General features: G+C 70.8%; 16 protein-coding genes. 14 read left to right on the top strand and 2 right to left on the bottom strand.

Features of this window, described 5'->3' with window-relative positions:
- Positions 1-219: 219 nt before the first annotated feature.
- Entirely contained in the window at positions 220-1,149 is a 930-nt protein-coding gene (gene metF, locus ACRWK8_RS06630) for a methylenetetrahydrofolate reductase [NAD(P)H] (RefSeq protein WP_378742834.1), read from the top strand.
- Here metF and ACRWK8_RS06625 read toward each other — a convergent pair.
- Entirely contained in the window at positions 1,067-1,675 is a 609-nt protein-coding gene (locus tag ACRWK8_RS06625) for a GNAT family N-acetyltransferase (protein ID WP_378742510.1), read from the bottom strand. The two genes, metF and ACRWK8_RS06625, sit on opposite strands and share 83 nt — an antisense overlap.
- A gap of 309 nt (positions 1,676-1,984) precedes the next feature.
- A complete protein-coding gene (gene bldD / locus ACRWK8_RS06620; RefSeq protein WP_013154123.1) occupies positions 1,985-2,479 on the bottom strand; it encodes a transcriptional regulator BldD in 495 nt (164 codons plus the stop codon).
- A gap of 501 nt (positions 2,480-2,980) precedes the next feature.
- Between bldD and pyrR the strand changes: the two genes are divergently transcribed.
- From pyrR to metK, 13 genes are all read left to right on the top strand, one after another.
- On the top strand, positions 2,981-3,724 hold the full coding sequence (gene pyrR, locus ACRWK8_RS06615; protein ID WP_431868972.1) for a bifunctional pyr operon transcriptional regulator/uracil phosphoribosyltransferase PyrR: 744 nt from the start codon (positions 2,981-2,983) through the stop codon (positions 3,722-3,724).
- Entirely contained in the window at positions 3,724-4,632 is a 909-nt protein-coding gene (locus ACRWK8_RS06610) for an aspartate carbamoyltransferase catalytic subunit (RefSeq protein ID WP_378742506.1), read from the top strand. Before pyrR ends, ACRWK8_RS06610 begins: the two co-directional genes overlap by 1 nt.
- A gap of 169 nt (positions 4,633-4,801) precedes the next feature.
- Complete coding sequence (locus tag ACRWK8_RS06605; protein WP_378742504.1) at positions 4,802-6,103, top strand: dihydroorotase; 1,302 nt, start codon at positions 4,802-4,804, stop codon at positions 6,101-6,103.
- Between the two features lie 56 nt (positions 6,104-6,159).
- Complete coding sequence (gene carA, locus ACRWK8_RS06600) at positions 6,160-7,302, top strand: glutamine-hydrolyzing carbamoyl-phosphate synthase small subunit (RefSeq protein ID WP_378742502.1); 1,143 nt, start codon at positions 6,160-6,162, stop codon at positions 7,300-7,302.
- A gap of 14 nt (positions 7,303-7,316) precedes the next feature.
- Complete coding sequence (gene carB / locus ACRWK8_RS06595; RefSeq protein WP_431868969.1) at positions 7,317-10,625, top strand: carbamoyl-phosphate synthase large subunit; 3,309 nt, start codon at positions 7,317-7,319, stop codon at positions 10,623-10,625.
- Positions 10,626-10,844: 219 nt separating this feature from the next.
- On the top strand, positions 10,845-11,744 hold the full coding sequence (locus ACRWK8_RS06590; protein ID WP_378742498.1) for a dihydroorotate dehydrogenase electron transfer subunit: 900 nt from the start codon (positions 10,845-10,847) through the stop codon (positions 11,742-11,744).
- A gap of 62 nt (positions 11,745-11,806) precedes the next feature.
- A complete protein-coding gene (locus tag ACRWK8_RS06585; RefSeq protein WP_378742496.1) occupies positions 11,807-12,748 on the top strand; it encodes a dihydroorotate dehydrogenase in 942 nt (313 codons plus the stop codon).
- A gap of 331 nt (positions 12,749-13,079) precedes the next feature.
- Positions 13,080-13,787, top strand: a complete 708-nt coding sequence (gene pyrF, locus ACRWK8_RS06580; protein WP_378742494.1) for an orotidine-5'-phosphate decarboxylase — start codon at positions 13,080-13,082, stop codon at positions 13,785-13,787.
- A 395-nt stretch (positions 13,788-14,182) separates the two neighbouring features.
- The gene (gene mihF / locus ACRWK8_RS06575) at positions 14,183-14,506 is read left to right on the top strand and encodes an integration host factor, actinobacterial type (protein ID WP_017546565.1); all 324 of its coding nucleotides are present in this window, start codon (positions 14,183-14,185) and stop codon (positions 14,504-14,506) included.
- 329 nt (positions 14,507-14,835) lie between these two features.
- Complete coding sequence (gene gmk, locus ACRWK8_RS06570; RefSeq protein WP_378742492.1) at positions 14,836-15,426, top strand: guanylate kinase; 591 nt, start codon at positions 14,836-14,838, stop codon at positions 15,424-15,426.
- Between the two features lie 135 nt (positions 15,427-15,561).
- Positions 15,562-15,828 (top strand): DNA-directed RNA polymerase subunit omega, encoded by a 267-nt coding sequence (rpoZ, locus tag ACRWK8_RS06565; RefSeq protein ID WP_017576780.1) that lies wholly within the window; start codon positions 15,562-15,564, stop codon positions 15,826-15,828.
- 100 nt (positions 15,829-15,928) lie between these two features.
- Positions 15,929-17,149, top strand: a complete 1,221-nt coding sequence (gene coaBC / locus ACRWK8_RS06560; protein ID WP_488186447.1) for a bifunctional phosphopantothenoylcysteine decarboxylase/phosphopantothenate--cysteine ligase CoaBC — start codon at positions 15,929-15,931, stop codon at positions 17,147-17,149.
- A 267-nt stretch (positions 17,150-17,416) separates the two neighbouring features.
- Positions 17,417-18,610 (top strand): methionine adenosyltransferase, encoded by a 1,194-nt coding sequence (gene metK / locus ACRWK8_RS06555; RefSeq protein ID WP_378742489.1) that lies wholly within the window; start codon positions 17,417-17,419, stop codon positions 18,608-18,610.
- The last annotated feature ends 60 nt before the right edge of the window (positions 18,611-18,670 follow it).

The raw sequence follows: 18,670 nt of genomic DNA, 5'->3' as shown, positions 1-18,670 counted from the left end.
CCGGATCGGGGGATGGGGATCAGGTTCCGGGGGAGAGGCCGAATGAGACCCCTTGTTCCCAAAATGAGAGACAGTGTGTACTCGTGTGCCAATTGTTGTCTCACATTCTGGGAAATGGAGGAGAGTTTCACTTTCGGTCTCAGAAAGTGGGACGGGGTGTCCGGTCTCGAGGGGGTCTCGCCTAAGGTTGGAGTCATGTTGGCTGCACCGACCCGCCCCGTGGCGCCCCGAACCCCGGCTTCCAGGCCGCGTCATATCCGCGACCTCCTCGACTCGGGCGAGCCGATGTTCTCCTTCGAGTTCTTCCCGCCCCGCAACGCCAGGGCCCAGGAGCGGCTCTGGCGCGCGATCCGTGAGATCGAGGCCCTCGGCCCGTCCTTCGTCTCGGTCACCTACGGTGCCGGAGGCGGCACCCGCGACCTCACGGTGGAGACCACCGAGCGCATCGCCACCGACACCACGCTGATGCCGGTCGCCCACATGACCCTGGTGGACCACTCCGTCGCGGAGCTGCGCCACCTCATCGGCCGTCTGGCCGACGCGGGCGTGTCCAACATGCTCGCGGTGCGTGGCGACCCGCCCGGTGACCCCGACGGCGACTGGGTCCAGCACCCCGCCGGGCTCACCTACGCCGAGGAACTGGTCCGGCTCCTCAAGGAGAGCGGCGACTTCTGCGTCGGCGTGGCGGCCTTCCCCTACAAGCACCCGCGCTCGGCCGACGTGGAGACCGACACCGACCACTTCGTGCGCAAGTGCGAGGCCGGGGCCGACTACGCGATCACCCAGATGTTCTTCGACGCCGAGGACTACCTGCGCCTGCGCGACCGGGTGGCCGCGCGCGGCTGCGAGGTGCCGATCATCCCCGAGGTCTTCCCGGTGGTGAAGCTCGCCTCCATCCCGCGTTCGGAGAAGCTCTCCGGTGCCCCGTTCCCGGCCGCGCTGGCCGAGCGCTTCCGGCGGTTCGGTGACGACGAGGAGGCGGTGCGCGCCTTCGGGATCGAACACGCCCAGCGCATGTGCGAACGTCTGCTCTCCGAGGGCGCGCCGGGCATCCACTTCATCACGTTCAACCAGTCCACGGCCACCAGGGAGATCTACCGCGAGGTCGCCGGGAACCGGGTCCGAGGAGCGGAAGCCGCGCGGCCATGATCGAGAAGGGCTGGTCGGGGGAGCCGGGGAACGAGAAGGACTCCAGCACCTCGACGAACCCGCACGAACGGTAGAGGTGGCGCGCCGCGGTGGGTCCCGTGCGCGTGGACAGCACCGCGGTCCGCTCCGGCCTGCCCGCGCACAGGGCGTGCAGGAGGGAGCGGCCCACGCCCCGGTTCTGCGCGTCCGGGAGCACGTGGACCTCCGCGATCTCCAACGGGTCGGCCAGGTACCGGCGCACGTGTCGTGACCGTCCGTGCAGGCGCAGCGCCTCGATGACGACGTCGTGCCACCACTGGCCCTCGTGGCCGTGGAAGGCGTAGGCGAAGCCGAGGGGCCGATCGCCCTCCAGGGCCACCACCGATCCGAACCCGGGGTAACCGGCGTGGGAGGTCATCACGGCGGCCCGTCCGGGGAGCTGGTCCGGCGGGGGCCGCATGGCCGCCTCGTAGACCTCCAGCAGGGCGGGTACGGCGTGCGTGAACGCGGGGGGAGCGAGTGCGCGTAACTCGGTGTGGGCTGACACGCCCCCACACTAGGCCGTGCGCGTCGGTCACCGCTGGTCCTCGCCGTGCCGCCGTGCGCGCCGCTCCTTGACGAGTCCCCCGGAGGGAGTGTTAACTGTCCTCTGTCGAACACGAGTTCGACTGGCTCCGCCGGCTGGTCCGGTGGGGCACGGCGCGGCCGGGTCGGGGAGGGGAAGCCCCTGCCCGGCCGCGCCCGCACTCCCACGTGTGTCCGGCCCTCCCGGGTCCGGACACACGGAAGGCCGGGTGTTCCCCTGGGGGAACGCCCGGCCTTCTCCCGTTCCGGGAGGTCCCGGAACCGGAGACTCCTAGAAGGCGTCGACGGCGCGACGGGCCTCGGGGTCGAGGACGCCCCAGTTGATGAGCTCCTCGGTCAGGTCGCCAGGCGACTTGTCGTAGATGACCGCGAGTGAGCGCAGGTCCTCCTGGCGGATGGACAGCACCCGCCCGTTGTAGTCGCCCCGCTGGCTCTGGATGGTGGCGACGTAGCGGGAGAGCGGACCGGCCTTCTCCTGCGGGAGCTGCTGCATGCGCTCCAGGTCGATCACCAGCTTGGGTGTGGGACCCAGCGGGGTGGGGGCGGCGCCGCCGGGCAGCAGCTCCGACATCGGCACCCCGTAGAAGTCGGCCAGTTCGGCCAGCTTCTGCACGGTGACCGCACGGTCACCGCGCTCGTAGGAGCCCACCACGACGGCCTTCCAGCGTCCGTGGGACTTCTCCTCCACCCCGTGCAGGGACAGGCCCTGCTGGGTGCGGATGGCACGCAGTCGCGCGCCGAGGGACTTGGCGTATTCGGATGGCATCTTCTTGTCGCTCCCGGCCGTGACGGTGGCTGGCGTGAGTGGGGAGACGTCCGCTCGTACTCGGCGGGCCGCCTGGGCGGTCCAGCGGATGGTCACGGGGTGCAACCCCACCCGGTAGTGGTTACAGACAGTGACGGTAGAGGGGTGCTGGTGTCCAGGTCAAGCCGTTGGTGTGAAACGCGACTAATCAGTGGCCAAACCGTGCGTAGGTGAGACGCCTCTCATTTTGGGAGGAGTGGGGGTGAGTGGTGCGTCTTCCGGGGGCGGAAAGCCCGCTCCTACAGGGAATTTCGCGTTTCGCCCGAATGGTGTGCAAATCCGGAGTGTCATGATACGGATACTCTTAGCTGGGCAATCTTCGAGAGTCTTTGTGATCAGCATCACATCGCTGGTCTCGGAGCGTGGAACGTGCCCGGGGGTCCCGCCGTCCGCGCTGGTAGCGTGGCCCCGATCGACATCCTTTAACGACCTGTTCTGTGAGGCAGGGAAGGGGTCACTACTTTGCGTGCGCGAAAACCAACCAGCGGTGAGGGTACTGGTGTCCCCTCGCCCTCACCCGAGGTACCGGAGACACCCGACGTACCCGAAGGCACCAGAGCCGTCCTCGACGGCAACGAGATCAACCGGGCACTGACCCGCATCGCCCACGAGGTGCTCGAACGCACCAAGGGCGGCGAACACGTCACCCTCCTGGGCATCCCCTCACGCGGCGTACCGCTCGCGGAGCGCCTGGCCCGGCGGATCGAGCGGGTCGAGGACCTCAGCGTCCCCCACGGCTCGCTGGACATCACGATGTACCGCGACGACCTGCACCTGGCACCCGCCCGCGCCCTGGGCCGGACCGCGATCCCCGCCGGGGGCCTGGACGACCGCGTGGTCGTCCTCGTCGACGACGTCCTCTTCTCCGGCCGCACCGTCCGGGCCGCCCTCGACGCCCTCGGAGACCTCGGTCGCCCCCGCGCGGTCCAGCTCGCCGTCCTCGTCGACCGGGGCCACCGCGAACTCCCCATCCGTGCCGACTACGTGGGCAAGAACCTGCCCACCTCCCTGCGCGAGAGCGTCACGGTCCAGCTGACCGAGACCGACGGCCAGGACGGCGTGCTCCTCGGCCCCGCCCGCCCGTCGCCCCTCAAGGGAGGCCTGCGGCCCGGTTCCTCCCAGCCGTCGCACTCCACCCCGCGGCCCGGTTCCACCGCGCGCTCCGGAGCCCAGACCCCGGCCGACACCAAGGAAGGGGACGCCTGATGCGCCACCTGCTCTCCACCGGCGACCTCAGCCGCGACGAGGCCACGCTCATCCTGGACACGGCGGCCGAGCTGGCCCAGGTCGGGGACCGCTCCGTCAAGAAACTCCCCACCCTGCGCGGGCGCACCGTGGTCAACCTCTTCTACGAGGACTCCACCCGCACCCGCACCTCCTTCGAACTGGCCGCCAAGCGCCTGTCCGCCGACGTCATCAACTTCTCGGCCAAGGGTTCCAGCGTCTCCAAGGGCGAGAGCCTCAAGGACACCGCGCTCACCCTCCAGGCCATGGGCGCCGACGCCGTCGTCATCCGGCACGGAGCCTCCGGTGCCGCCCACCGCCTGGCCCACTGGGTGGACGGATCCGTCCTCAACGCGGGCGACGGCACCCACGAACACCCCACCCAGGCACTGCTGGACGCCTACACCATGCGCGACCGCCTGGGCCGGCTCGACGGCCTGCGCGTGGCCGTGGTCGGGGACATCCTGCACAGCCGGGTCGCCCGCTCCAACGTGCTGCTGCTCACCACCCTGGGCGCGCACGTCACCCTGGTCGCGCCGCCCACCCTGCTGCCGGTCTCGGTGCACACCTGGCCGTGCGAGGTCTCCTACGACCTGGACGACGTCCTGCCCAAGTCCGACGTGGTCATGATGCTGAGGGTCCAGGCGGAGCGCATGCGCGACTCCTTCTTCCCCTCCGTACGCGAGTACAGCCGCAACTACGGGCTCGACGGAGAGCGCCTGGGCCGGATGCCCTCCGACGCGATCGTCATGCACCCCGGGCCGATGGTCCGGGGCATGGAGATCTCCGCCGAGGTCGCGGACTCCCCGCGCTGCACCGTCACCGAGCAGGTCGCCAACGGTGTCAGCCTGCGCATGGCCGTGCTCTACCTGCTGCTCGGCGGCTCCTAGGAGCTCCGCGCCCGCTCCCGGCCTCCGCGCCCGGGCCGACCGTCCGGAAGGACGGACCCCCACCGGCGCCCGAGCGCCCGAGGACGCCGCCGAGGCGGGCCCGGGGTGGGGCGCGACGCCGCCCGGGCCACCCACGAACTTCACGAAACACGAGAAAGCCGACACCTTCATGCCCGAAAACACCGGACCGCACCTGATCAGGGGAGCCCGCCCGCTCGGCGGAGACCCCGTCGACCTGCTGTTCGTCGACGGCCGGATCGCCGCGATCGGCCCCGACCTGGAGGCCCCCGAGGACGCCCGGGTCGTGGACGCCACCGGCCTGGTCGCCCTGCCCGGACTCGTGGACCTCCACACCCACCTGCGCGAACCCGGCCGGGAGGACGCCGAGACCGTCGCCTCGGGCTCCCGCTCGGCGGCCATGGGCGGCTACACCTCCGTGCACGCCATGGCCAACACCGACCCCGTGGCCGACACCGCCGGTGTGGTCGAGCAGGTCTGGCGCCTGGGCCGCGAGGCCGGGTACTGCGACGTGCGCCCCGTCGGCGCCGTCACCGTCGGACTCGCCGGTCAGCAGCTCTCCGAGATCGGCGCCATGGCCGACTCCGCCGCCCAGGTCCGGGTCTTCTCCGACGACGGCATCTGCGTCTCGGACGCCCTGCTCATGCGCCGCGCCCTGGAGTACGTCAAGGCCTTCGACGGCGTCATCGCCCAGCACGCCCAGGAACCGCGTCTGACCGAGGGCGCCCAGATGAACGAGGGCTGCGTCTCCGACCGCCTCGGCCTGCCCGGCTGGCCCGCGGTCGCGGAGGAGGCGATCATCGCCCGCGACTGCCTGCTCGCCCAGCACGTCGGCTCGCGCCTGCACGTGTGCCACGTCTCCACCAAGGGCTCGGTGGACATCATCCGCTGGGCCAAGGAGCGCGGCTGCGACGTCACCGCCGAGGTCACCCCCCACCACCTGCTCCTCACCGACGACCTGGTGGAGGGCTACGACCCGATCTACAAGGTGAACCCGCCCCTGCGCACCGCCGAGGACGTCCAGGCCCTGCGCGAGGGACTGGCCGACGGAACGATCGACATCGTCGCCACCGACCACGCCCCCCATCCGGCGGAGGCCAAGGAGACCGAGTGGTCCAACGCCGCCATGGGAATGGTCGGTCTGGAGACCGCGTTGGCGGTCGTGCAGCGCACCATGGTCGACACCGGCCTGCTCACCTGGACCGAGGTCGCGGACCGCATGTCCACCGCGCCCGCCCGCATCGGCCGGGTCGGCGGGCACGGCCGTGAGCTCGCCGTGGGCGAGCCCGCCAACGTCGTCCTCTACGACCCCGCCTCGCCGGTCGACGTCGACGGCGCGGCGATGGTGACCAAGAGCGACAACACCCCCTTCCGGGGCATGACCCTGCCCGGACGGGTCCGCGCCACGTTCCTGCGCGGGGTGCCCACCGTCCTGGAGGGGAAGATCAATTGAGCACACAGAACGCAGTGAACGCCCAGGTCATGCCTGGTGCGACAGAGGGGGGAAACGTGTCCGAGGAGACCGGCGGTCCGGCGATCCTGGTGCTTGAGGACGGTCGTGTGTTCCACGGCCGCTCCTTCGGCGCCACCGGCGAGACCTTCGGGGAGGCCGTCTTCAACACCGGTATGACCGGCTACCAGGAGACCCTCACCGACCCCTCGTACCACCGCCAGATCGTGGTGATGACCGCCCCGCACATCGGCAACACCGGGGTCAACGACGACGACCCCGAGTCCGGCCGGATCTGGGTGGCGGGCTACGTCGTCCGCGAGCCCGCGCGCATCCCCTCCAACTGGCGGGCCGAGCGCACCCTCGACGAGGAACTGCGCCGCCAGGGCGTGGTCGGCATCGCGCTGACCGGCACCCGCGCGCTCACCCGCCACCTGCGCGACCGGGGCGCGATGCGCGCGGCGGTCAGCAGCGTGGAGACCGACCCGAAGGCGCTGCACGCCCGCATCCTGGAGCAGCCCCGCATGGCCGGTTCCGACCTGGCCGTCGAGGTCAGCACCGACGCCGCCTACGAGATCCTGCCTCCCCAGGGCGTCGAGACCCGCTTCCACGTGGCCGCCGTCGACCTCGGCATCAAGGCCATGACCCCCCAGCGGCTGGCCGAGCGCGGGTGCAGGGTCACCGTCCTGCCCGCCACGGCCACCGCCGAGGACATCCTCGCGCTGGACCCGGACGGCGTCTTCTTCAGCAACGGCCCCGGCGACCCCGCCACCGCCGACCGCTCCGTCGACGCCATGCGCGGGGTGCTGGACGCGGGGAAGCCGCTCTTCGGCATCTGCTTCGGCAACCAGATCCTGGGCCGCTCCCTTGGCCTGGGCACCTACAAGCTGCCCTTCGGCCACCGAGGCGTCAACCAGCCGGTCATCGACACCCGCACCAAGAAGGTGGCGATCACCAGCCAGAACCACGGCTTCGCCGTGGACGCCCCGCTCGACGCGCCCTTCGACACCCCCTACGGCCGGGCCGAGGTCAGCCACATCGGCCTCAACGACCAGGTCGTCGAGGGCCTGCGGCTGCTGGACCGACCCGTGTTCAGCGTCCAGTTCCACCCGGAGGCCGCCGCCGGCCCCCACGACGCCGCTGAGCTCTTCGACGAGTTCGTCGACCTGATGTCCGCCCAGCCCGCACCGGCTGCCAAGTAGTAGAGGAACAGAGCATGCCGCGCCGTAGTGACCTTTCATCCGTCCTCGTGATCGGCTCCGGCCCGATCGTGATCGGGCAGGCGGCCGAGTTCGACTACTCGGGCACCCAGGCCTGCCGTGTCCTGCGGGCCGAGGGCCTGCGGGTCATCCTGGTCAACTCCAACCCGGCCACGATCATGACCGACCCGGAGATCGCCGACGCCACGTACGTCGAGCCGATCACCCCCGAGATGATCGAGAAGATCATCGCCAAGGAGCGCCCCGACGCGCTCCTGCCCACCCTGGGCGGACAGACCGCGCTCAACGCCGCCGTCGACCTGCACGAGGCCGGGATCCTGGCCAAGTACGACGTCGAGCTCATCGGCGCCAACATCGACGCCATCCAGTCCGGCGAGGACCGCGAGATCTTCAAGGGCATCGTCGAGCGCATCGGCGGCGAGTCCGCCCGCTCGCGCATCTGCCACACCCTCCAGGAGTGCCTGGACGCGGCCGAGGAACTCGACTACCCGGTCGTCGTGCGCCCGTCCTTCACCATGGGCGGCGCCGGTTCCGGCTTCGCCCACGACGCGACCGAGCTCCACCGCATCGCGGGCCAGGGCCTGGCGCTCTCCCCGACCACCGAGGTGCTCCTGGAGGAGTCCATCCTCGGCTGGAAGGAGTACGAGCTGGAGCTGATGCGCGACACCAACGACAACGTCGTGGTCGTCTGCTCCATCGAGAACCTCGACCCCATGGGCGTGCACACCGGTGACTCCATCACCGTGGCCCCCGCCATGACCCTCACCGACCGCGAGTACCAGAAGCTGCGCGACATCGGTATCGCGGTCATCCGCGAGGTCGGCGTGGACACCGGCGGCTGCAACATCCAGTTCGCCGTCCACCCCACCACCGGCCGGGTCATCGTCATCGAGATGAACCCCCGCGTGTCCCGCTCCTCGGCGCTGGCCTCCAAGGCCACCGGCTTCCCGATCGCCAAGATCGCCGCCAAGCTCGCCGTCGGCTACACGCTGGACGAGATCCCCAACGACATCACCAAGGAGACCCCGGCCAGTTTCGAGCCCACGCTCGACTACGTGGTCGTCAAGGTCCCCCGCTTCGCCTTCGAGAAGTTCCCCGGCGCCGACCCCACCCTCACCACCACCATGAAGTCGGTGGGCGAGGCGATGGCCATCGGCCGGTCCTTCCCCGAGGCGCTCCAGAAGGCCATGCGCTCCCTGGAGAAGGCCGGGGTCGGTCTGACCTGGGCCGGGAACCCCGGCGACAAGGACGAGCTCCTGCGCCGCTCCGTCCAGCCCACCGAGCACCGCCTGCGCCAGGTCCAGCAGGCCCTGCGCGCCGGAGCCACGGTCGAGGAGCTGCACGAGGCCACGAAGATCGACCCGTGGTTCCTGGACCAGATGCTGCGCCTGGAGGAGATGGCCCGCGTCCTGGCCACCGCGCCCAAGCTCGACGCCGCCCTGCTCCGCGAGGCGAAGGGCCTCGGCTTCTCCGACGTCCAGATCGGTGAGATCACCGGACGGACCGAGGACGTCGTCCGCGAGCTCCGCCACGCCCTGGGCATCCACCCCGTCTACCTGACCGTGGACACCTGCGCGGCCGAGTTCAGGGCCGCCACGCCGTACCTGTACTCCAGCTACGACGAGGAGACCGAGGTCCCCACCGGAGACCGGCCCAAGATCATCATCCTGGGCTCGGGACCCAACCGGATCGGTCAGGGCGTGGAGTTCGACTACTCCTGCGTCCACGCCTCCTTCGCGCTCTCCGACGCCGGGTTCGAGACCGTCATGGTCAACTGCAACCCGGAGACCGTCTCCACGGACTACGACACCAGTGACCGGCTCTACTTCGAGCCGCTCACCCTGGAGGACGTCCTGGAGGTCGTGCGCGCCGAGCAGGCCGCGGGGCCGGTCGTGGGCGTCATCGTCCAGCTGGGCGGCCAGACCCCGCTCGGCCTGGCCCGCCGCCTCAAGGACGCGGGCGTGCCCATCATCGGCACCAGCCCCGAGGCCATCGACCTGGCCGAGGACCGGGGCGAGTTCGGCCAGGTCCTGGCCGACGCCGGACTGCCCGCGCCCAAGTACGGCATGGCCTACTCCTTCGAGCAGGCCAAGGCCGCCGCCGACGAGATCGGCTACCCCGTCATGGTCCGCCCGTCCTACGTGCTGGGCGGCCGGGGCATGGAGATCGTCTACAGCGAGCGGATGCTCGCCGACTACATCGAGCGCAACGCCGAGGTCAGCCCCGAACACCCGGTCCTGATCGACCGCTTCCTCGACGACGCCATCGAGATCGACGTCGACGCCCTCTACGACGGCAAGGACCTGTACCTGGGCGGCGTCATGGAGCACATCGAGGAGGCCGGCATCCACTCCGGCGACTCGGCGTGCACCCTGCCCTCCATCACCCTGGGCAGCGAGGACATCGAGCGCATCCGCTACTCCACCGAGGCCATCGCGCGCGGTACCGGGGTCCGGGGCCTGCTCAACGTCCAGTACGCGCTCGCCTCCGGCGTCCTCAACGTCCTGGAGGCCAACCCGCGCGCCTCCCGCACGGTCCCGTTCGTCTCCAAGGCCACCGCGGTTCCGCTGGCCAAGGCCGCCGCCCGCGTCATGGCGGGGAGCAGCATCGCCGAGCTGCGCGCCGAGGGCATGCTGCCCGCCAAGGGCGACGGCGGCGACCTGCCCGCCGACGCCCCGGTGTCGGTGAAGGAGGCCGTGCTGCCCTTCAACCGGTTCATCAACAAGGAGGGCGAGGGCGTCGACACCATCCTCGGCCCCGAGATGCGCTCCACCGGCGAGGTCATGGGCCTGGACACCGGGTTCGGCCCCGCCTACGCCAAGTCCCAGCTGGCGGTCAACGGCACCGTGCCCACCCAGGGCAAGGTGTTCGTGTCGGTCGCCAACCGCGACAAGCGCTCGATGATCTTCCCGGTCAAGCGCCTGGCCGACCTCGGCTTCGAGATCCTGGCCACCGAGGGCACCGCCGTGGTCCTGCGCCGCAACGGCGTCCTCGCGACCGTGGTGCGCAAGCACAGCACGGGCACCGGCCCCAACGGCGAGCCCACCATCGTGCAGCTCATCCACGACGGTGAGGTCGACCTGATCGTCAACACCCCGTTCGGCAGCGCGGGCCAGTCCGGCCCGCGTCTGGACGGGTACGAGATCCGGACCGCCGCCATCGCCCGCGCGGTCCCCAGCGTCACCACCGTGCAGGGCCTGGCCGCCGCCGTCCAGGCGATCGAGGCCCGTGTGCGCGGCGACGTCGGGGTGCGGTCCCTCCAGGAGCACGCCCAGTCGCTCACGGAGAGCCGCCGGAGCTCCTAGGCTGTAGCAGTCCGGGTACCGCCAGGGTTCTGCAAGACGAGTCGAGCCGTCGGCGAGGAACGAGCCAGGCGTGGACGAGGATGAGGAATCCCTGGCTGTCCGGGTACCCGGACACGGGCTGAAGCGGAGCGGAGGCCCACAGCAGGCGCAGTCCGGGTGCCGCGGATCGTCGCGGCACCCGGACAGTGAAGCCCAGTTCCAGAGAGGCCACCACCAGACATGAGCGACCACGGACCGGTGCAGACCAGGTGCCCCGTGCTGAACGTGCGCAGGGTGGACGCCTACTACGCCATCACCGTCGTCGCGCCGGGTATCGCGGAACGGTTCCGTTCCGGCCAGTTCGTGTCGGTGGCGGTCGGCGGGGACCACTCCAGCACGCTGTTGCGCCGCCCCTTCGCGATCCACGACGTCAAGCCCGACTACGGTGGGACCGTCGAGTTCCTGTTCGCGGTGCGCGGCACGGGGACCGCCTGGCTGGCGGAGAGAAGATCACGCGACCTGCTCGACGTGGTGGGTCCGCTCGGGCGGCCCTTCCCACTGCCGCGCGATCCGGTCAACTGCGTCCTCGTGGGCGGCGGGTCCGGGAGCGCGCCGCTGTTCCCGCTCGCGCAGTCGCTGCGCAGGCGCGGCTGCCGCGTGGACTTCGTGCTGGGCGCGGCCTCCGCCGACCGCGTGTTCAGCGCCATCACCGCCCGTCGCGTCGCCGAGACCGCGACCTTCACCACCGACGACGGCTCCTTCGGCACCCGGGGGAGGGTCACCGACGTCCTGGGCCGCGTGATCGAGGACTCCCGATCGGACGCGGTGTACGCCTGCGGCCCCATGCCGATGCTCCGGTCCGTCACCCAGGTGGCGGGGGAGCACGGGCTCCCTGTGCAGGTCGCGGTCGAGGAGACCATGGCGTGCGGGATCGGGGTCTGCATGACCTGCGTGATCCCGGTGGTCGGGGAGGACGGCATCACGCGCATGGTGCGTTCCTGCGTGGACGGGCCGGTGTTCCGAGGCGAGCAGGTGCGCTTCGACGACGTCGGGTCCATCCCCTTCGACGCCCTGGGCGCCCCGGGGTGGAAGGGGTCCAGCGCGGCCCGCGCGGCGGAGTCGGCCCGCGACATCGCCTGACACATCAGAGCCACGAGAGGCCCGGTGCCGAGCGGCGCCGGGCCACGAGCGAGCGAAGGCCAGTGAACGCAGACCTCAGGACCAGGCTCGGCTCCCTCCGACTCCCGAACCCGGTGGTCACCGCCGCCGGTTGCGCGGGCTCGGGGCGTGAGCTGTCGCAGTTCTTCGACATCGGGGAGATCGGCGCGGTCACCACGAAGTCGTTGATGTCGGAACCGCGCGCGGGCAGACCCGCGCCGCGCATGGCGGAGACCCCCAGCGGGATGCTCAGCACCACGGGCCTGCAGGGCCCGGGGGTGGACGTGTTCCTCCAGCGGGACCTGCCCTGGCTGCTGGCGCGAGGAGGTCGGGCGATCGTCTCCATCGCGGGGTCCGGCGTGGGCGAGTTCGGTGAGCTGGCACGGCGGGTCTCCGAGGCGGAGGGGGTGGGCGCCATCGAGGTCAACCTCTCCTGCCCGAACCCCGCCGACCCCGTGGGGCGGCACTTCGCGGACGACGCCGCCCAGGCGGCGGTGATCGTGCAGACGGTGCGCTCGCACGCGCGCTCGGACGTTCCGGTCCTGGCCAAGCTCTCCGCCGACGTCCCCGACGTGGTGGAGCTGGCCGGAGCCTGTGTGGCGGCCCGCGTCGACGGTCTGACCATGATCAACACCCTGCGGGGGATGAGCGTGGACACGCGGACGCTGCGCCCGGCGGTGGCCGGGGGGATGGGTGGGCTGTCCGGCCCGGCGATCCGCCCGCTGGCGGTGGGGTGCGTCTACCGGGTGCACGAGGCCTTCCCGGAGGTGCCGATCGTCGGCGTCGGCGGGGTGCGCACCGGCACCGACGTCCTGGAGTTCATGGCGGCGGGCGCCAGCGCGGTGGGGGTGGGGACGGTCAACTTCTCCGACCCGTCGGCGTGCACGCGGATCCTGCGGGAGTTCACGGAGGCGCTGGAGGCGCGCGGGGTCTCCAGGGCCTCGGACGTGGTGGGGGCCGCCCATCGCGCCGGAACGGGTGTGTGACCACCCGTTCACGCGCCAACAGTGCCCTGACCGGCCTGAACGGCCCTGAGATGGCTCTGTGTGGCCGAACGCGTGCTCCGGGGATACGTGGGTGGGTTCGCGGAGAACGTGCGCCTACGTCCGCTTGAGTGGCCGTTACGGGGAAGTGACGCGGGTAGGGCGCATGAAGCGGCCGATCCGGGGAACCGCACACCTTGGTGGTGTGCACATGACAGCGAACGTGCATCGGCCGATGCGTGTGTAAGCACGGGCGTAAGTACGGACGTAAGGCACGAACGGAAGTATTCCGGCACCGGTGCAGCACCGGTGGCACACGATTGGAGATACCGACATGACCGCGCACTCCGCGCCCATCGCCGTCGCGATCGACGCGAACGAGATCGAGACGGCGGCCACCTGGGCCTCCGCGGTCGCGCCGCACGTGAGCACGGTGAAGGTGGGGCTGGAGCTGTACCTGCGCTACGGCCCCGACGTGATCAGCGCCGTGCGCGGCGCCAACCGTGTCGGGGTCTTCCTCGACCTGAAGCTGCACGACATCCCGGCCACGGTCGCCGGGGCCGCGCGCTCGGTCGCTGGGCTGCGTCCCTCGATCCTGACCGTGCACGCCTCCGGGGGAGCGGACATGGTCCGCGCCGCGGTCGAGGCGGCGCCGGACACCAGGATCGCCGCGGTCACCGTGCTCACGTCCATGAACGAGGCGGACCTGGAGCAGGTGGGGCTGCTCGGTCCGTCGCGGGACGCGGTGCGGCGCCTGGCCGTGCTCGCGGTGGGCGCGGGCGCGCGGGCGCTGGTCTGCTCGCCCCAGGAGGTGGCGCTGGTCCGTGCGGAGGTGGGGCCGGACGTCACCCTGATCACCCCGGGGGTCCGCCCGGCCGGGGCGGACGTCGGTGACCAGTCGCGGGTCGCCACCCCGGAGGCGGCGATCGAGGCCGGGGCGGACCTCCTGGTCATCGGACGACCCATCACCCGCGCCCCGGACCCGGGCGCGGCGGCGGCCTCGATCGCGGCGGCCGTGCGGAGGGCCGGGGGTCGTGTCTGAAATCAGGGAGGGGCCGGGGCGGGGCGGCCGTGGGCTGCCCGGACACGGCGCAGGTGAGAGCAGGACAGTCCCATTTGTCGCATCTGTCCCATCACTCACAGTTGTGGATCACGGACGGTCACCAATTAGGCGTGTCCAAAACTAGGAATCCATGGCGAAGAGTGACCCGAGTCACCGCAGGGTGACCTGCGCAGGTGGTGCGCTTTCCCAGCTCGGCAATCGGGACCAAAGTCCTGATTTTCGTGTCCGACCGCAATTGGATCGTCACTCAGGGTAGTTCCTTCGATGAAATAGCCCTTGAAAGGGCACTTTACGTTGCCTAACAGGGGTCAGACCTACTAACTTGCGCAGGCGTCCGCCCTCTACAAACGAGTAGAAAACCGAGGTGACCCGGCGTGGCCCTTCCTCCCCTCACACCCGAGCAGCGCAGCGCGGCTCTTGAGAAGGCCGCCAAGGCCAGAAAAGAGCGTGCGGAGGTCAAGAACAAGCTCAAGAACGGCGGCATCTCGCTGTCCGAGGTCCTCTCCAACGGCCTCAAGGACGACGTCATCGGCAAGATGAAGGTTTCGGCTCTGCTGGAATCCCTCCCCGGTGTCGGCAAGGTGCGTGCCAAGCAGATCATGGAGCGGCTCAACATCGCTGAGTCGCGCCGTGTCCGAGGCCTCGGCACCAACCAGCGTGCCGCCCTCGAGAGCGAGTTCGGCGACCTCACCAAGTAACACCGGTCCGGTGGCGACACCGGCCAACACCGCCCCCGACGCGTCCCCCACAGTCGCGCGGAGCCGCCGCACCAGTGGCCACGGCACGCGGTGAGCAACAACCCGACGCCACGGTGTGGCGGGCGGGTGGGCCCCAGGTCACACCCCGTCCGCCCCACCGTGGCTCGGTGATATAAAGGGAGCTTCCCGCGACCGTACGCTGCGCGCCAGCGCGCCAGCACGAGCCGCCCGCGCGGTGCGCGCCGGACCACCGGGTCCGGCCCCGGCAGCGCTCACGAGGCCCACGGCCCACCGCGTGGCGGAGAGCCGAATGGAAGCCTGATACTCACATGCCTGCGCAGACCGCAGACCAGACCCGACCGGCCGAGAAACGACTGACCGTCCTGTCCGGCCCCTCCGGCGTGGGAAAGAGCACGGTCGTCGCCCACCTGCGCCAGGTCAACCCCGACGTGTGGCTCTCGGTGTCGGTGACCACCCGCGCCCCCCGACCCGGCGAGCGCGACGGGGTCCAGTACCACTTCGTCACCGACGAGGAGTTCGACCGCCTCGTCGCCGAGGACCAGCTCCTGGAGTGGGCCCAGTTCGCGGGCAACCGCTACGGCACCCCGCGCGGACCCGTCGAGGAGCGCCTCAGCGAGGGGATCCCCGTGCTGCTGGAGATCGAACTCCAGGGAGCGCGCCAGGTCCGCGAGTCCATGGACGACGCCCTGCACGTCTTCCTCGCCCCGCCCTCGTGGGAGGAGCTGGTCCGCAGGCTGACCGGCCGCGGAACCGAGTCCGACGACGTGATCCGGCGCCGCCTGGAGGTCGCCAAGGTCGAGCTCGCCGCCGAGAAGGAGTTCGACACCACGCTCGTCAACACGTCCGTGCAGGAAGTGTGCGACGAGCTGCTAGCGTTGATGACAGCGCCCAAGGTGTGATAACGGGTGCGTATCGGGCCGCGCCGCACTCCGGCAGCGGCCGCGTCCGCCCCGTTTCCGGGCCCCAAGAACCTTTCTGTCCAACCCGTGTCACGGCTTCCGACGGAGCCGCAGACCGTCCCTGGAGGTAACGAAGTGGCTGGTACCGAGCCCGTCGCCGAAGGCATCACCAACCCGCCGATCGACGACCTGCTGGAGTGCGTCGACAGCAAGTACAGCCTGGTCACCATGGCCTCCAAGCGGGCCCGCCAGATCAACGCCTACTACGCCCAGCTGGGCGAGGGCCTGCTGGAGTACGTCGGCCCGCTGGTCGAGACCCAGGTCCAGGAGAAGTCCCTCTCCATCGCCCTGCGCGAGGTCAGGTCCGGCCTGCTCACCGCCGAGCCGTACGAGGGCACCTGAGCCGCGCCCCACACGGGCACGCCCCCTCGGGGGCACCGACCGCGCCCGTCGCACCCCCGCCCGGGGCGTGCGGCGGGCGCGGCCTGGTAGAACTCCATGTGTGAGTGACACAGATTCCGTTCCCCAGGTGGTCCTCGGCGTCGGCGGGGGCATCGCCGCCTACAAGGTGTGCGAGCTGCTGCGCCGGCTGACCGAGTCCGGCCACCGAGTCCGGGTCGTGCCCACCGCCGACGCCCTGCGCTTCGTCGGTGAGCCCACCTGGGCCGCCCTGTCCGGCCAGCCCGTCGCCACCGGCGTGTGGGACGAGGTCCACGAGGTCCCGCACGTGCGCATCGGCCAGTCGGCCGACCTGGTCCTCGTCGCCCCGGCCACCGCCAACCTCCTCGCCAAGGCCGCCGCCGGACTCGCGGACGACCTGCTGACCAACACCCTCCTCACGGCGCGGTGCCCGGTGGTGTTCGCCCCCGCGATGCACACCGAGATGTGGGAGCATCCCGCCACCCAGGCCAACGTGGCCACCCTGCGCTCGCGCGGCGCCGTCGTCCTGGACCCGGCCGTGGGCCGCCTCACCGGCGCCGACACCGGCCGTGGACGCCTGCCCGACCCCGCCGAACTCTTCGAGGCCGCCCGTCTGGTCCTGCGTCGGGGCGCCACCCGCTCCGACCTCGCGGGCCGACGCGTGGTCGTCTCCGCGGGCGGCACCCGCGAGGCCATCGACCCCGTCCGCTTCCTGGGCAACCACTCCTCGGGCCGTCAGGGGTACGCCCTCGCGCGCACCGCCGCCGCCCGGGGCGCTGACGTGACCCTGGTGGCGGCCAACGTCTCCCTGCCCGACCCCGCCGGGGTGCGCCTGGTGCGGGTGGAGTCGGCGGTGGAGCTGGCCGAGGCCATGGAGACGGAGCGCGCCGGGGCCGACGCCGTGGTGATGAGCGCCGCCGTGGCCGACTTCCGCCCGGTGACCAGCGCCGCCTCCAAGATCAAGAAGTCCGGGGACGCCCCGGCACCGATCGAACTGGTGGAGAACCCCGACATCCTCGCCGGCCTGGTGGCCTCGCGGGCGCGGGAGCACGTGGAGCAGACCATCGTCGGGTTCGCCGCCGAGACCGACGACGTCATCGCCAACGGCCGCGCCAAGCTGGCCCGCAAGGGGTGCGACCTGCTCGTGGTCAACCAGGTCGGCGGCGGCCGCGCCTTCGGCACCGAGGACAACCAGGCGACGGTGCTCGGTTCCGACGGGAGCGCCGTGGACATTCCCACAGGGCCCAAGGAGGACCTCGCGGACCGCGTCTGGGACCTGGTGGTCGAACGGCTGCCGGGATGAGGGTCACCGTCGCGGAGGGAACTCCCGACGTACAGCGCGATCCGGGGGTCCGTCGCCGTTCCGTCGGCAAAACTTCCGCTCGGCGCGCTGGATTCCTACCGCTGAGTACGACAGACTCATTCGGGTGCCGACGAACGGCTGAGGAGGCCCGCCGCCGCGCACCCGCCCCCACCAGTCCCGTTACAGTGGACCGATAACCAACCGCGTCGGTCGGTATTGCCGTCCCGACACATGTCAGCCAGCAGCCGCTGCAAGGAGTCACGCAACGTGTCCCGCCGCCTTTTCACCTCCGAGTCGGTCACCGAAGGCCATCCCGACAAGATGGCCGACCAGATCAGTGACGCGATCCTCGACGCGATGCTCGCCACCGACCCCGGCAGCCGGGTCGCGGTCGAGACGCTGATCACCACGGGTCAGGTCCACATCGCGGGTGAGGTCACCACCCAGACCTATGTCGACATCCCCGCGATCGTGCGCGAGAAGATCCTCCAGATCGGCTACGACTCGTCCGCCAAGGGTTTCGACGGTGACTCCTGTGGGGTCAACGTCTCCATCGACGCGCAGTCCCCGGACATCGCCCAGGGCGTCGACACCGCCTACGAGGCGCGCGTCGAGCACGAGGACGACGTCCTCAACCGGCAGGGCGCCGGCGACCAGGGCCTCATGTTCGGCTACGCCAACCGTGAGACCCCCGAGCTCATGCCGCTGCCGATCAAGCTGGCCCACTCGCTCTCCGAGCGCCTGTCCGAGGTCCGCCGCAACGGCACCGTCCCCTACCTGCGCCCCGACGGCAAGACCCAGGTCACCGTCGAGTACGAGGGCCAGACCCCGGTCCGCCTGGACACCGTCGTGGTCTCCAGCCAGCACTCGGCGGACATCAACCTGGAGGAGATGCTGACCCCGGACATCCGGGAGCACGTCATCGAGCCCGTGGTCGCCGCCTACGGCCTGGACGCGGACGACTACCGCCTCCTGGTCAACCCGACCGGTCGCTTCGAGATCGGTGGCCCGATGGGCGACGCCGGTCTCACCGGCCGCAAGATCATCGTCGACACCTACGGCGGCTACGCCCGCCACGGCGGCGGCGCCTTCTCGGGCAAGGACCCGTCGAAGGTGGACCGTTCCGCCGCCTACGCCACCCGCTGGGTCGCGAAGAACATCGTCGCCGCTGAGCTGGCCGAGCGCGCCGAGGTCCAGGTGGCCTACGCGATCGGCAAGGCCCACCCGGTGGGTGTGTTCATCGAGACCTTCGGCACCGAGCGGGTGGCGCCGGAGCTGATCGAGAAGGCCGTCAAGGAGGTCTTCGACCTGCGTCCGGCCGCCATCGTGCGCGACCTGGACCTGCTGCGTCCGATCTACTCCAAGACCGCCGCCTACGGTCACTTCGGCCGTGAGCTGCCGGAGTTCACCTGGGAGCGCACGGACCGCGCCGCCGCGCTGCGTTCGTTCGTCGGCGTCTAGGAGACGCACCGGTACCGGGGGGGGGGGGGGGGGGGGAACCCCCCCCCTCTTGTTTTCTTG

The sequence above is a fragment of the Nocardiopsis eucommiae genome, from assembly GCF_965344335.1.
In the GTDB taxonomy this organism is placed as follows: domain Bacteria; phylum Actinomycetota; class Actinomycetes; order Streptosporangiales; family Streptosporangiaceae; genus Nocardiopsis; species Nocardiopsis eucommiae.
This window is presented reverse-complemented; position numbering and strand designations above follow the sequence as displayed.